At 43.6% G+C, this 14,730-nt stretch carries 13 protein-coding genes; 3 read left to right on the top strand and 10 right to left on the bottom strand.

The genetic code is table 11. The annotated features are described in order from the left end of the window. Positions 1–2: 2 nt before the first annotated feature. From AAC978_RS06035 to AAC978_RS06025, 3 genes are read right to left on the bottom strand one after another with little or no spacing between them, the layout of a single operon-like run. Positions 3–3,335: a DEAD/DEAH box helicase family protein gene (locus AAC978_RS06035; RefSeq protein WP_341547136.1), complete on the bottom strand. Its 3,333-nt coding sequence runs from the start codon at positions 3,333–3,335 to the stop codon at positions 3–5. A 23-nt stretch (positions 3,336–3,358) separates the two neighbouring features. After that, positions 3,359–4,528 carry a restriction endonuclease subunit S gene (locus AAC978_RS06030; protein WP_341547135.1) on the bottom strand — a complete coding sequence of 390 codons (1,170 nt, stop codon included), beginning with the start codon at positions 4,526–4,528 and terminating at the stop codon, positions 3,359–3,361. Then, entirely contained in the window at positions 4,521–5,993 is a 1,473-nt protein-coding gene (locus tag AAC978_RS06025) for a class I SAM-dependent DNA methyltransferase (protein ID WP_341547134.1), read from the bottom strand. Before AAC978_RS06025 ends, AAC978_RS06030 begins: the two co-directional genes overlap by 8 nt. A 213-nt stretch (positions 5,994–6,206) precedes the next feature. Here AAC978_RS06025 and AAC978_RS06020 point away from each other — a divergent pair, with 213 nt between their 5' ends. Continuing rightward, positions 6,207–6,458, top strand: coding sequence for a type II toxin-antitoxin system HicA family toxin (locus AAC978_RS06020; RefSeq protein ID WP_341547133.1), 252 nt, complete (start codon positions 6,207–6,209; stop codon positions 6,456–6,458). Then, complete coding sequence (locus tag AAC978_RS06015) at positions 6,455–6,796, top strand: type II toxin-antitoxin system HicB family antitoxin (protein ID WP_341547132.1); 342 nt, start codon at positions 6,455–6,457, stop codon at positions 6,794–6,796. Before AAC978_RS06020 ends, AAC978_RS06015 begins: the two co-directional genes overlap by 4 nt. Positions 6,797–6,871: 75 nt before the next feature. On the opposite strand, the gene guaA is transcribed toward AAC978_RS06015, so the two are convergent. The 3 genes from guaA to AAC978_RS06000 all read right to left on the bottom strand — a co-directional run bounded on the left by guaA (position 6,872) and on the right by AAC978_RS06000 (position 9,827). Beyond that, entirely contained in the window at positions 6,872–8,404 is a 1,533-nt protein-coding gene (gene guaA, locus AAC978_RS06010) for a glutamine-hydrolyzing GMP synthase (protein ID WP_341547131.1), read from the bottom strand. Between the two features lie 27 nt (positions 8,405–8,431). After that, positions 8,432–8,977 carry a hypoxanthine phosphoribosyltransferase gene (gene hpt / locus AAC978_RS06005; RefSeq protein ID WP_341547130.1) on the bottom strand — a complete coding sequence of 182 codons (546 nt, stop codon included), beginning with the start codon at positions 8,975–8,977 and terminating at the stop codon, positions 8,432–8,434. 187 nt (positions 8,978–9,164) lie between these two features. After that, on the bottom strand, positions 9,165–9,827 hold the full coding sequence (locus AAC978_RS06000; protein ID WP_341547129.1) for a hypothetical protein: 663 nt from the start codon (positions 9,825–9,827) through the stop codon (positions 9,165–9,167). A gap of 159 nt (positions 9,828–9,986) precedes the next feature. Here AAC978_RS06000 and AAC978_RS05995 point away from each other — a divergent pair, with 159 nt between their 5' ends. After that, a complete protein-coding gene (locus tag AAC978_RS05995; protein ID WP_341547128.1) occupies positions 9,987–10,433 on the top strand; it encodes a hypothetical protein in 447 nt (148 codons plus the stop codon). A gap of 59 nt (positions 10,434–10,492) precedes the next feature. Here the strand turns inward: AAC978_RS05995 and AAC978_RS05990 are convergent, their stop codons facing one another. The 4 genes from AAC978_RS05990 to AAC978_RS05975 all read right to left on the bottom strand — a co-directional run bounded on the left by AAC978_RS05990 (position 10,493) and on the right by AAC978_RS05975 (position 14,675). After that, entirely contained in the window at positions 10,493–11,032 is a 540-nt protein-coding gene (locus AAC978_RS05990) for a DUF3231 family protein (RefSeq protein ID WP_341547127.1), read from the bottom strand. 452 nt (positions 11,033–11,484) lie between these two features. Continuing rightward, positions 11,485–13,119, bottom strand: coding sequence for a chaperonin GroEL (groL, locus tag AAC978_RS05985; protein ID WP_341547126.1), 1,635 nt, complete (start codon positions 13,117–13,119; stop codon positions 11,485–11,487). Between the two features lie 100 nt (positions 13,120–13,219). Beyond that, positions 13,220–13,504: a co-chaperone GroES gene (gene groES / locus AAC978_RS05980; RefSeq protein ID WP_341547125.1), complete on the bottom strand. Its 285-nt coding sequence runs from the start codon at positions 13,502–13,504 to the stop codon at positions 13,220–13,222. 349 nt (positions 13,505–13,853) lie between these two features. After that, complete coding sequence (locus AAC978_RS05975; protein ID WP_341547124.1) at positions 13,854–14,675, bottom strand: NYN domain-containing protein; 822 nt, start codon at positions 14,673–14,675, stop codon at positions 13,854–13,856. Between the last annotated feature and the right edge of the window lie 55 nt (positions 14,676–14,730).

The following is a 14,730-nucleotide window of genomic DNA, read 5'->3' as shown; positions in this document are numbered from 1 at the left end:
TTTTAAGCCACCATCGCATTCCTGTTTATACCATCAATAACCGCCCGCAAATCCATAAATACAGTGACATCATTAAACAATTCGCTGATGCTGCCCCTATCAGTAAAGGGACTTTCCTGCAGCACCGACAAATCCTTCATCAAGCCGTTTTTAACGATGTAATTGACAATCTGCCGTACAAAGTACATTTGTCCGCTATCCAGCCCGGCATCATTTAGGAAACGGGAAAATGCCTCGTTAGCGGCCTTCTGACTAAGCCCCACAATGGAACGCACCAACTCCCCGAGGGGAGTTTTTCCATACTGGGCATCATACTGCTCTTTGGTGCCCAACTCTTTCCACAGGATACTTTCCAACGACTCCACATCATCTGAAGTCAGGGGCCGGTTGCCTTTTAGCTTCGTAATGACCGGAATATCCTGATGCTGGAGAATATAGTAGTTGACCTTTTTCTTGTAGTTTGCCAGATCATCGTTATCCAGCTGGGACTCTTTCCACTCCATGGATAAAACATCATCTGTAAAGTTGGTATCATAACGCACCCGATCGTTTTCAGGTATGTATTTTATCAAATCTCGCAACTTTATCCGAATGTCCTCATAGTCAGCAATGCCCGCACGCTCCAGATAATCGTTATAGACGATTTGCTCAATCAATTCCTGTTGCTGTGCAATGGCAGGAATAGTACCGTATTTCGTCAGCTCACTCGCTTTGTGGACCACATCGTTCTTGGCCCGTTTGCTGCTTTTCTCAGTCAGCATAGCCAGTTCGATCTGATAGATTAACATATCAAACCGTGCCGCCGATATATCATCGCCTGTGGGCAAAACAAGTGGCGCAATATGCTCGGCAATCTGCAACGTATTCTCATAGGTAAGGAACGCCAAGTCTTCCTCTGTCTGATACTTATCAATGATCCGCAAGTGCTGCTTTACAGCAAAGTTGTCTCGCGGCAAGGCCTTTACCTGTGCCACTAGATCCTGCACAAGCTCTTTGCGGTAATTTTTCAGTGCATCGGATTGGAAGGAAAGCTCCTGTAGCTTATATACCATCTCAACTTTGGTGTTGTATACCCTCTCCTGTAGGGTAGGCATCGCTCCGGCCTCGCGTCCCTTAACGTGCAGGCGGAAAAACTCAAAGTTGCGACACAAGTCAAAGATATAAAACTGCTGTTTGTCCCTACCGTCGATTAGCCCTTCACAGGTGCGAGTACCGCGTCCAATCATCTGCCAAAACTTAGCCCGACTCAAGACCTTTTTGAAAAAGACAAGGTTGAGGATTTCTGGCACATCAATACCTGTGTCTAACATATCTACCGAGATAGCGATTTGAGGCATTTTGTTTTTATCGGAAAAATCATCAATAAGGCTTTGAGCGTAATTGGTGTAGTTATCAATCACCCGCGCATAATGGTTGGGGTAATCTGGAAACTCCCGATTCCACTCCTCTAGGATTTTCTCAGCATGCTTATGGCTTTTGGCAAAGATGATGGTCTTGCCGATTTTTTCTCCAAAATCCACTCGTTGACCGTGCTGCATCAAGATATGCAGCGCCTTTTTTATAGTATCCTGATTAAATATCCATTCATTAAGCGCACCGGAATCGATAGAGGCTGGCAGATTGCCATCTTCATTGGCAAACGTATTCTCATACTCCTCCTGTTCCTCCGGCGAAAGTTCTTCGTAAGCTATCCCCTTGGTCATGAACTTCAGCGCAGTTTCAATCGACACAAAGTCCACCAGATAACCGTCTTGAACAGCCTGTGCCAGCTCATACCCGTAGGTTGGCACACCACTTTCCAAATCAAAAATTCCATAAGTGTTTTTGTCGATCTCATCCTTAGGCGTGGCCGTCAATCCCACCAGCAGTGCATCAAAGTAGGTAAAGATATCCTTGTACTTGTTATAGATGCTACGGTGTGCTTCATCGACGATAATCAGGTCGAAATGCCCGGGTGTAAACAGTCGGTCACCCCTCTCATCCCGGGTAGCATCAATGCAGTTCATCATGGTCTGATAGGTAGAAAACACCGCGCGCGCACTGGCCTCCCCTTTTCCCTCAGTGAGGTTACACAAGGAAAGATTCGGCATCTGGTTATGGAAGGCCCGTTTGGCCTGGGTTACCAGCGCATTGCGATCAGCCAGAAACAACAGATTTTTAACCCACCCATGACGGATAAGCACATCAGCAAGAGAAATAACCGTTCTCGTCTTGCCGCTACCGGTGGCCATAACCAGAAGAGCTTTGCGCCTATTACGCTGATCAAAGGCATCACAAACCGCCTGTATCGCTTCTTTCTGATAATAGCGGTTGGATATTTCATCACTGACCCATACCGCCTTGAGCGGTGCCCGGTCATTCATTTTATTGAATTCTTTTTCCAAGTCCCGCTTGGCATATATGCCGGAAACCAGTCTCTCGGGATAATATTTATCGCTCCAGATACGGGTTTCATAGCCGTTGGTCATGAAGATAATGGGCCGTTGTCCAAACTTCTTTTCCAGAAAATCAGCATAGAGGACCGCCTGCTGGCGCCCCTTTTCCACATTAACGCTGGTACGCTTGGCCTCGATCACCGCTAAAGGTAGACCGTTATCAGCAAAGAGCACATAGTCGGCAAAACCTTTGTTAGATTTGTTGGGCATTTCGTTTATAGGATATTCGTCAACCCAGTTGGTCCCCCGCTGCCAACCGGCATCCTGCAACATGACATCAATATAAGCCTTGCGAGTCTGGGCCTCAGTCATATCCATGGGCTTGACAGTATAGCCTCGTTTGAGCTGATAGGCACGTCTGGCAGTCAGCTTCTCCCGCTTGGATAAGTTCTCATCCAGTAGGGTTTGAAAGTCCAGTGCCTCCTCAGCGGCCGGGGTAATTGTAGTGGCTGAAGCTACCGTGACAACCTGCTTAACCTCTAGCAAAGATTTATCAAAGGCAGTTTCCACATAATTCGACCCATAGCAGTAGGCAACAAAATCCAGAAAGCTGTGCAGGTTTTGCAGGCCAAGCACAGCTTGATCTTTAGAGACTCCTTTAGGGTTATGGGTAGCGTTATTCCCGATCCTGCGCAGATAATCCAGCTTAGCGATCATGCCGGTGGGAATTAGGTCTTTGAAGTCTTCGGTACTAATAAGGGTGACCAGCTTGTCCTCATAAGGCTTTTGCAGCGAACTATCCACACTGTACACCCACTTGACCGCAAACTCCAGCGCCGTCCGGCAAGCCGTAGCGCACAGGGCAGGAGAAATGGGCAGCACAAGTTCCGCCGAGACGGCAGCCTCAGCAAAAGGTTCAAATTGTGGATCTCTTAGTAAAAAATCAAAGTTGGTGGACATGGCTGGTCACCTCACTATTGATGTTAGAATATCTCGCATCGGAAGCACTTTTGCATGAGGGATTTGTAGGTTAGTTCGAGAGTCAAGAGGGATTGCTGCAAAGCAAATTTTGATTTATCGGTCTGTTGTATAAAGTCAGCAAATTGATTCTGAAGCATCAATGGTGGTAAAGTGATTTTTAATCTCTTTAATTTATCCATGCTCACATTAAACATAGATCCGCTAGTACCCGTTGCTTGGTCAGAAAAATATTCTCTTGTCGATTTCGCACTTAGCGCTTGTTTCATATATTCTGTGACGACAAGTTTGTTTAGGTTTAGCTTCCACAATTTATCCGGAAGAATCAAGTCAGGATAATCTTTATCAACAATAACCGTTGCACCCACTAATTCCCGTGTGTTCGCACGACTGAACAGTAAATCTCCTTTTAGCGGAGTCACGTTTTTTTTGATTTCCTGTTGGTTGAGTAGAACTTTACACTCATCTGGCTTAAAATAACCATAGGTTACTGCGCTAACTTTTAATACCGCCTTTTCACCAGCATGACGTGGCCGTGCCTCCCCGTTAAGGCTCTCACCGGTTTCAATACTGTCAGTCAGGTCATCAATAGAATACAAAGGCCAACCCATCTGGTTATTTACTGGATCACCAAACATCTCGATAAATTGCGATTTAATCAACAAATCGAACTTTTCTATCTGCGCCTTGCGCTTTTCGATAAGGATGCCGGTGTGATGCAAAACATCGACTATATGCCTCTGCACCTCTAGGGGCGGAAGGGGAACTTCAATTTCGTTTATTTTTTTTGACGATAAATGCTTAACAGTGACAAAGGAAGTTGCTTCTTCTATTGCTTTTAATGCTTTAGGTAGGTAATAAAGGAGATATGAATTGAGCACCTTCCTTGAACTTGATTCAATTTTACATACCCGCTGATTTAATAATGCATCATCGCTATTCCAAGGTGCAATATTAAATTCACCGTCCATTCCAATGAGTAAATCGCCTTTCTTTATCACATATTCTTCTTTATACGGCTCGGTTGTGTATGTTTCAGTGAAACCACGCACCACATCGCGGATACGGATGATGGGCATACCTTTGCCATTATTGCTAAAATATGCTGATTCAAACGCATACCCATTAGTTAGTTCACACACGTCCCCTAACCGCACCATCTCACACTTACCCACGGAGCATCTCCTCCAATTCGGCAAGCCCAACGGTAATCTCCCTCTCCAGCTCGTTAATCTCGGCCAGAATCTCTATCGGGTGAGGATATTCTTCCTCCACATAGGCACTTTGCTTATATTTATTGATGGAGAGATCATAATCGTTGCCCACAATCTCATCCTTGGGCACAAGAAAGCTCTGTTCGGTGCGTGCTCGGCTTTCTTCCTGCTCTAGTGCATGAAAGCGCGTCACGATATCTGGAATATCACTGTTCTCCTGCTGGGTACGCTTGTCATCCAAGCTGTATCCATCGGACTGCATATCGTAAAACCATACTTTGTCTGTGCCGCCTGCGCCAGTTTTGGTGAAAACAATTACGGCAGTACTTACTCCTGCATAGGGCTTAAAGACGCCGGAAGGCATAGAAATTATAGCCTCCAAACGGTGGTTCTCAACAATCTCCCTACGAATAGCCTTGTGTGCGTTGGAGGAACTGAACAGCACCCCGTCCGGCACGATGGAAGCGCAGCGGCCGCCATTTTTCAGCATGCGAAGAAACAGCGCAAGGAACAAAAGCTCCGTCTTCTTAGTCTTGGTGACTTTGATGAGGTCAGTAGAGACGATATCATAATCCAGACTACCCTTAAAGGGCGGATTGGCTAATATCTTAGTATATTTATTGGTATCGGTGTTCTGGTCGGATAGGCTGTCTTTGTAGACGATCTGTGGATTAGCGATTCCGTGTGTCATCATGTTCATTGCCCCAATGCGTAACATGGTACGATCCATGTCGTAGCCGGTGAACATAGTGCTGTCATAATGAGTCTTAGCGTCTTTATTATAGAAGATCTCGTCCAAATAATGTTCCTTCAGATATTCACCGGCAGCCACCAAAAATCCACTGGTGCCGCAGGCTGGATCACAGATGGAGTCAGTGGGTTGTAAGTCCAGAAGCTCCACCATCATGCGAATGATATGGCGTGGTGTGCGGAACTGGCCGTTGGTACCAGCAGTAGAAAGCTTTGCCAACATATATTCATACAGGTCTCCTCGAGCATCCTGCTTGTCCGGCATATTATCAATAAGGCTATACATCTCATCCAGCGACGTCACGATTTTCTCAAGCAACTGGGGTGTGGGCACCTTAAAGATGGCATCTTCCATGTACTTGGCGTATGTACCGCTGTTTCCATTCATCTTTTTGATGAAGGGAAACACTTCAATCTGCATCGTTTCATACATGGCTTCAGCAGGCTTGTCTCGCAAGGCGGACCACTTCAAGTGCTCTTTGCCCATAAACATACTATTATATGGAATATCAAGCATAATGCTTTCTTTCTGTCTCGTATTGTCGGTATGATCGAGGTCACGGATAAACATTAGGTATGTAATCTGCTCAATCACGTCTAAGGGGTTAGTCAACCCGCCTGTCCAGAACATCTCCCAAAGTTTGTCTACTTTATTCCTTAGTTCACCTGTTATCATGCATACTCTCCCTAATCTCTTGATGAAAAAATTATGCCATTTTTATCATAGCCTAGAAACGTAATTTAAACAAGAAAATGGTATACCCATCCTAGGAAGCAAAGCCATTACTAATCGCTCTCTATTATAGGTGCAATATCCCGAAATCTGCAACTACAATTTAGTTGCAAATTTAATACATTATGCTATACTAATATCAGAAGAGGTGAGGCAATGGGAAAGAAAGAGAAATTGATTGAACGATTAAAAAATCAGCCAAAAGATTTTTCGTTTGATGAGATGCAGAGTGCACTTGAATCACTGGGTTTCGAGTTATCCAATAAGGGCAAGACAAGTGGATCACGCATGAAATTTCTTAAAGACAATATTGTCATCAGCCTGCATAAACCGCATCCTCGCAAAGAATTATTGGAGTATCAGATAAAACAGGTTTTAGCAATCTTGGAACAGGAGGATCTGATATGAGTAATCTGCTAGAGTATAAAGGATATTGTGGCACTGTCGAGTTTTCCGCTAATGATAAAGTGCTGTTCGGGAAGGTTATTGGCGTGAATAGCCTGATTTCCTATGAGGGCGAAAGCGTAGAAAGTCTGAAAGAGGATTTTGAGGCTGCAGTCGATGATTACCTTGATTTATGTGCAGAGAAAAGTATAGAGCCGGAAAAAGTATATCGTGGAAGCTTTAATGTACGTGTTACTCCAGAGCTACACAAGAATCTGGTACTATACTCAGCTTCTCATGGTCAAACATTAAATGCCACAGTCGAGGAAGCCATCAAGCACTATATTTTGCATAGTGTGTAATATTATCTTGTACTCAAAACAAAACAACCTCGGAATCCTAATAATTTCAAGGATTCCGAGGTTGTTTTTTGTCTCTTATTCCCACTCAATAGTGCCAGGGGGCTTCGACGTGATGTCATACACAACGCGGTTGACACCTTTCACTTCATTGACGATGCGTGTAGATATTTTCTCCAGGAGATCATAGGGTAATCTTGCCCAGTCGGCAGTCATGGCATCCTCACTGGACACCGCACGGACGACGATAGGATACTCATAGGTCCGGCCATCTCCCATCACGCCGACGCTTTTAATACTAGGAAGCACAGCGAAGGATTGCCAAACCTCCTTATAAAGTCCTGCATTGCGGATTTCTTCGACGATAATGGCATCCGCTTCCCGGAGAATATCTAGCTTTTCTAGCGTGATTTCACCAAGAATTCGGATTGCCAATCCCGGTCCCGGGAAAGGCTGCCGCCAAACGATTTCATCAGGAATACCTAGTTCAGCACCTACTTCTCGAACTTCGTCCTTAAAGAGCATGTTCAAAGGTTCGATCAACTGAAACTGCATATCTTCAGGAAGTCCGCCCACATTGTGATGACTTTTAATGGTTTCTGCCGTATCGGTTCCACTCTCCACGATATCCGGGTAAAGTGTGCCTTGTACTAAGAAATCAATCTCACCGAGCTTGCGAGCTTCATCCTCAAACAGGCGAATAAATTCATTGCCGATGCCGATCCGCTTGGTCTCCGGATCGGAAACTCCGCCGACCTTAGCCATAAAACGCTCCTTGGCATCCACGAAAATCAGATTGAGGTGGAATTGCTCAGCAAATATTTTCTTGACCTGTTCGGGCTCATGCTTGCGCATGAACCCATGATCGACGAATACACAAGTCAGTTGGTCTCCGATAGCTTTATGAACAAGGACGGCAGCCACGGATGAGTCCACCCCGCCGCTCAAGGCGCAGAGCACCTGACGGTCTCCCACCTTCTCCTGGATTGCTTTGACTTGAGCATCAATAAAGGATTCCATGGTCCAATCGCCATGGCATCCACAGACATCAAATAAGAAGTGCTTTAACATGGTTTGACCATCCGGAGTATGCTTGACCTCGGGGTGAAATTGTACTCCGTAAAAGTGGCGTCTCTCATCCATCATAGCAGCAACTGGGGTATGATGGGTATGGGCAGCTATGACAAAGCCTTCCGGTAGCTCGGCTACCGAATCCCCATGGCTCATCCAGCATTGCCGTTCTCCCCCTAAACCTTCCCATAAGCCGCTGGCTTGATCTACATAAAGTAGCGCTTTGCCATATTCACTGGCTTCAGGATGAATAACCGTGCCACCCAGTTGAGCGGTCATGAGCTGCATACCATAACAAATACCAAAGATCGGAATTCCCAGTTCGTAAATGGCCTTATCCACCATGGGAGCGCCTTCTTGATTGACACTCGCCGGCCCTCCGGAAAAGATAATGCCTTGCGGGTTCCTTGCCTTAATTTCTTCTACGGGAGTTTTATAGGAAATCATTTCTGAGTACACATGGGCTTCCCGGACACGCCGTGCAATGAGTTGATTATATTGACCACCAAAATCCAGTACTAGTATGAGCTCTTGAGCCATCCTTTTGCCTCCCACTTTAACCCTATTTCAACATTCAGATGAATAGGCTTCAGGTTTTAGTATCCCCACATACGGCAAGTTACGATACTGTTCATCAAAATCGAGACCATAACCCACTACAAATTCATCGGGTATTGTAAAGCCATTATAATCCGGCACAACATCTGCCTTACGACGGTCTGGCTTGTCCAGTAAAGTAGCAACCTTAATACTAAGAGGATTCCGAGCCGCTAAGTTTTCCTTCAAATATTTTAAGGTTAACCCCGTGTCAATAATATCTTCGACGATTAAAATGTGTACATCTTCGACACTCCGCTCCAAATCCTTCATGATTCTTACTACACCAGAAGAATGAGTCGAAGCTCCATAACTGGAAACAGCCATGAAATCATACTTCAAAGGAGTCTTGATTTCCCGAATTAGATCAGCCATGAAGGGGACTGCCCCTTTAAGAATCGCCACAACTAGCAAGTTTTTTCCTTTATACTCACGGGTAATTTCTTCACCCAGCTCAGCTACACGTTTTTGAATCTCCTCACGGCATAATAAAATTTTGCCTATTTTCTCTTCCACTCTATAAACACCTCCGCGGATAAAAATATTCTAGACTTAAAATTATAGCAGAGTACTGTTAAAGTGGCAAACAGAAATCGAACGTTTTCTATTCATCAAAGACTAAAATTCGGTTAATAGCTAAAGAGGCTCCTCATAAGTTATGGAAGCCTCTTGCTAATAATCTATTTAGCTTCGAAACGATACATTACTGAATGGGCACGGAGATATTGATTTTTTCGCCGTAATCCTTAAAATTCATTGTTAAAGACATCATTTGATTATCTGTTTTTCTTTTCGCCTCAATGACTACCCGATGAATCAGTTGATCTTTCTTACCAACAAACACGATATAGGAAAATTCAGTCCATCCACTTTCCATGGCTTGATTTTGAATTGTTGGATTAAATTTGATTACCCAAGTCTTGGAATCGTCAAGTTTTTCTTGGCCCTGCAGCACCACCTCACCGTACTCCTTGAATTGCAACGATGCTAATGGATTGAGCTCCGCCAGAAAGACTTCATGAGCAGCCGGGACACTTGGATAGCGAATCCAACGCTTGCTAAATGGGTCCTTCATATAGAGTCCCTCAACCGTTAGGATCATTTCCACATCTGTGCCCACGATTTCCCCTGAGATTCGAGTGTTCTCACCGTCCTTTTCTCCTACGATTTCATTGAGTATGCGATCTTTTCCTTCTACCATTTGATGTTGGATCATTGTGTAGCGAAAAGAGGTCGCTTGAGTCAATTCTTCTAGGCCGTGTGTTAGCAATTCTATTGGGTCGGGTTTCCATAAAAGTTTCCCCACGATACCCCCGATGAACACGGTGCTGATTAAGATGAGTAACAGTATTCCTCTTTTCTTCATATGCTGGCCTCCCTGGCGGAGTTCTTATCACACTTTATGTAGTTCCAGGTTGCCCTATTCCATGGAAAATTTTACTCTTCAATGGTATGAAGGACTGTAATTTGACGTAACAGCAAACTCTTTTCGGACATATTATGTAGAAAAGGAGGCGCATACACCATGTTGTTCGGTAGAAATAGTGTTCTTAATTCCAATGCCCTGGCATTGTTTGATGGCTTCCCGGTAGGCACACGCCTGCAGATTGATATGCAAGAAGGTTATTGGATAGGTTGCCTGACAAGTATTCAAAACAATTTAGTAATCATAGACAATGCTCAAATCTTTTCTGATTCAGGATCTCCACTTGAAGAATTACGCTCTACAGCTCAGGTCCCTCTTAATCTCATCACCTTTGTCAGTGTGGCACCGGAAGATATTCAAACAGAACTTCATAACGATGAAACAAGCAATAATAGCGTCGCAGGATACTTCAATAATTTCTTGGTACGAATCAGTGAAATGAGGATTGATCTGGATAAGTCCGCGAATAGATTCGCTGAATCCCTAGAAAGAATTAATAAATCTGTCCAATCATTTGTTAATGAGGTCTTTGGTGTGGAAAAGTAGAAAATAAAAAAAGCAGGAGGGTTTGAAGACATTACGACCCTCCTGCTTTTCAAATTATATCAATGTTTTATTTTTGCAACATGAGGTAGCCAACCTCTATTAATCATCAATTGCAAGATGCGATAGTTCCAATCTAAGCTTTCATCAAGGAATCTGCGGAACATCATTCCGATATGCAATTGGTAGGAGCTTTGCAATGCAGCTAGGATATTGATCTGAGCCGCTTTGGCCATTGTTCCGATTGCTGCTGCAATTTCCATATCGGTCATTCTCGCATCCTCGGGAATATTCAGATTCCCCTTCTGTAATTGGTGATTGGTGAAGTGAAATTGAGGCACCTCCGCATTGCATTCTTTCAACAGACCTTCACATTCTTCGATTAAGGGTCTAGTGAGTTTTTCCATAGCTTCTAGAATGCGTTCTTTCAGTTCAGAATCTTGGGCATGGTTATACATTATCTCCAGGGAAGATAAATTGTGCCGCCCTTGTGAGATTATACCGTAAATTGCTCCACCCTCAAGATAATTAACTGGTTCCCGATCTATCATGCCTTGCACAGTTGCACGAGCAGCGGATTGAACTTTGTCCATTACAGTCATAGGTAGACCTCCTTGAAATAGTTTTCCATAGGTATTAATGTACAATATTAAATATTTTATTCTCTTAATGGAGAAGTTCTATCTCTATGGCAAACAAGGCGTTCACATTCTTGGACATGTTTGAATACTCTATATCAGACAATACCCATGCAAATTCGGGGAGGTGAAACAATTTGTATAGCAAAGCTTTAGTAGTAGCTTCTCCTCTACCAGCTATCATGCGATTTATTGCAGCTTTAATTAGGTTTATCTATAGGATTTTCACATGATATTATAAAGCTTAAAAGGCACACTTTTTGGGACGCAAAGCAACAAGACTCGTCTGTGTGAATACCATCAAAACTAAAAAAGAGGCCTCCCATAAGTTCACCGAACTCATGAGAAGCCTCTAATCCTGTCCATACCAGTCTAGTGTATGGATATTTTCTATGGAAAAATGTTTACCCTATGGACTACATCATGCCGCCCATTCCGCCCATGCCACCCATACCAGCCATAGCAGCAGCACCGTTATCTTTGGATGGGATATCAGAAATCAGGCACTCTGTGGTCAATAGCATAGCCGCGATGGAAGCAGCGTTTTGTAGAGCAGAACGTGTTACCTTCGCAGGGTCAACGATTCCGGCAGCAATCATATCTTCATATTCCTCGGTGAGTGCGTTGAAACCAACACCACGTCCAGCATTGCGGACCTTCTCAACGACGATCGAACCTTCAAAACCGGCATTGTTCGCAATTTGACGGAGAGGTTCTTCAAGGGCACGACGAACGATGGCTACACCGGTCTTTTCGTCTCCTACCAATTGGAGGCTATCTAACGCTTGAGCAGCATCCACTAAAGTAGTACCACCGCCAGAGACGATTCCTTCTTCAACTGCGGCGCGAGTAGCAGCTAAAGCATCTTCAATGCGGAGTTTCTTTTCTTTCATTTCAACTTCAGTAGCAGCACCGACTTGAATTACGGCAACGCCACCGGCTAATTTAGCCAAGCGTTCTTGTAGTTTTTCCCGATCAAAATCGGAAGTAGTTTCATCGATTTGTTTTTTAAGGGCTTCGACGCGTCCCTTAATGTTATCTTGGGAACCAGTGCCTTCAACAATTGTAGTTTCTTCTTTTGTAACACGAACTTGACGAGCACGTCCCAACATATCGACGGTAGTGTTTTCTAGTTTCAGACCAAGATCCTCGGTGATGACTGTACCACCGGTAAGAACGGCGATATCTTCCAGCATTGCTTTGCGGCGATCACCGAAGCCAGGAGCTTTTACAGCAACGCAGGTAAAGGTTCCGCGTAGTTTATTGAGAACGAGGGTTGCTAATGCTTCACCTTCGATATCTTCTGCAATAATCACCAATTGACGGCCCGCTTGAACGACTTTCTCAAGAACAGGGAGAATATCGGCAATTGCGCCAATCTTTTTATCAGTGATTAAGATGAAAGGATCATTTAGAACAGCTTCCATCTTGTCGGTATCAGTAATCATGTATGCGGAGATGTAACCACGATCAAATTGCATACCTTCAACAACTTGTAATTCAGTGGTCATTCCTTTGGCTTCTTCTACTGTGATTACGCCGTCTTTGCCGACCTTCTCCATAGCGTCAGAGATAAGAGCACCGATGGTGTTATCTCCGGCAGAGATGGAAGCAACTTGGGCAATAGCTTCTTTGCTTTCAATTGGTTTAGCATTAGTTTTAATATCATTAACAATAGATTCAACAGCTTGCTCAATCCCGCGCTTAATTCCCATGGGATTTGCACCGGCAGCTACGTTTTTCAAGCCCTCACGAATAATGGCTTGAGCTAAAACTGTCGCTGTGGTGGTTCCGTCCCCGGCAACATCATTGGTTTTGGTCGCAACTTCTTTGACAAGTTGCGCTCCCATATTTTCAAAAGAATCTTCTAACTCGATCTCCCGAGCAATGGTCACACCGTCATTGGTAATTAGGGGCGCACCGAATTTTTTATCTAATACAACATTGCGACCTTTAGGTCCGAGTGTGATACGAACAGCTTCAGCCAAAGCATTGACACCACGTTCTAAGGCATGGCGAGCTTCTTCATTAAAAATGATTTGTTTTGCCACTTTAAAGTTCCTCCTTAATAATCTAAACTAATAAGTCGATAAAGTCAGTCATAAGTAAGTATTTACATTTTCAATCCATAAGTGAGTAACAAGATATACGTTAGCCAATTACCGCTAAGATGTCATTTTCTTTAAGAATGAGATACTCTTGACCGTCATACTTGACTTCAGTACCGGCATATTTGGAATAAATAACGCGATCACCGACTTTAACATCTAAGGCAACGCGTTCTCCTTTTTCCACTTTACCAGGTCCTACTGCGACGATTTCACCTTCTTGAGGTTTTTCCTTAGCCGTATCTGGCATGATGATTCCGCTTTTTGTCTTTTCTTCCATGGGGAGTGCTTTGATGACTACCCGGTCAGCTAGAGGTTTGATGTTCATTGAAGAAAGTCCCTCCTTAAGAACTAAATATTTTTGTAATTGTTAGCACTCATTCCTGTTGAGTGCTAACATCATACTATAATAATATGCAAGGTTGATGAAGAAATCAAATCCTGCCAGAAGGGTTTATTGCAGATTTACGCGCGAATATCTTTATTTTTCTCGCATTATCTACCCCTTATTGCCTTGCTCTAAAATTGACAGAATCCATCCCTTCGGCTTGCAATCACTAAAGAGTATATTGACCAGACCCCAGATTATTTATTCATAATTTTGGTAAAAACACCCACAAAAAGAGAGAACATCCGATTGGCAATCGGATATCCTCTTCATATTTACTCCACTGGATTTAGTTACTTAGCTTTTCATAACGTTTGCGTATCTCTACTAAGGATGAACCTAAAACATTTTGAACAAGGTCGTGTTCCAGATTTAAAAGATAGATCTTAGTTTTTCCTATTTTCAAATTTGAGTCGGCATATTCTCGTTCAAAGAGAATCCTTTCATTTAAGAAATAGCGAATGAAGTCCTTCACCTGTAATGCAGTTGCTCCTAAGTGCTCTGCTAAGGCGGTCCGCGCTTTGGTGGAAGCAATATACCTCATGCTTAACTGTAGATTTGCAAGAATCAGGATTCCTTGCTTAATATCTTCATCAGCGTTATTTATAAAAGGTTTTGCCTGAGTGAGAAATTCACTAGAGAGTTCCCCATAATCACTAAACATCTGCAGATCGTGGTGCATGTTTCCGTTGGCACCAATGACCTTCACCTCTTTCCCCCAAGCTTTTATTTTTCTTACCAGTGGTAAAAAATCTCCATCCCCTGTCAAAAGGAGAATAACATCAAAGGCAGAGGTGCGAGTCAATAGGATTTCTTGGGCCTCCAGAATTAGTTCTATATCTGCAGCATTTCGCCGTAGCAGGGTACTAGAAAAACTGTTCTTTCCATAAATATGACGTGTATAGACATTATTTTTTTCAAAGAGAGTCTGAGTTCGCCAGAATTCCTCGCGATCAAAATTAGCATATAGATAAATAGCCGATAGCTCATAGCTATTTTTTTCAACATAAAGTTGAATGGAACCCATGAGAATTTCGGGTGTTAATTCATACCCTTGTTCAAAGAGTCCTGTCCATATATTTTCGTAATCAATAAAAGCAATGGCTTTCAAAACAAAATCACCCCGTTTCCACCTGCTTACTATAGAATACGCAGGGTTTGTACAG

Source organism: Desulfitobacterium sp. THU1, assembly GCF_038181555.1.
Lineage (GTDB): Bacteria > Bacillota > Desulfitobacteriia > Desulfitobacteriales > Desulfitobacteriaceae > Desulfitobacterium.
Note: the sequence above shows the minus strand (reverse complement) of the source record. Positions and strands in the feature narration are given on the sequence as shown.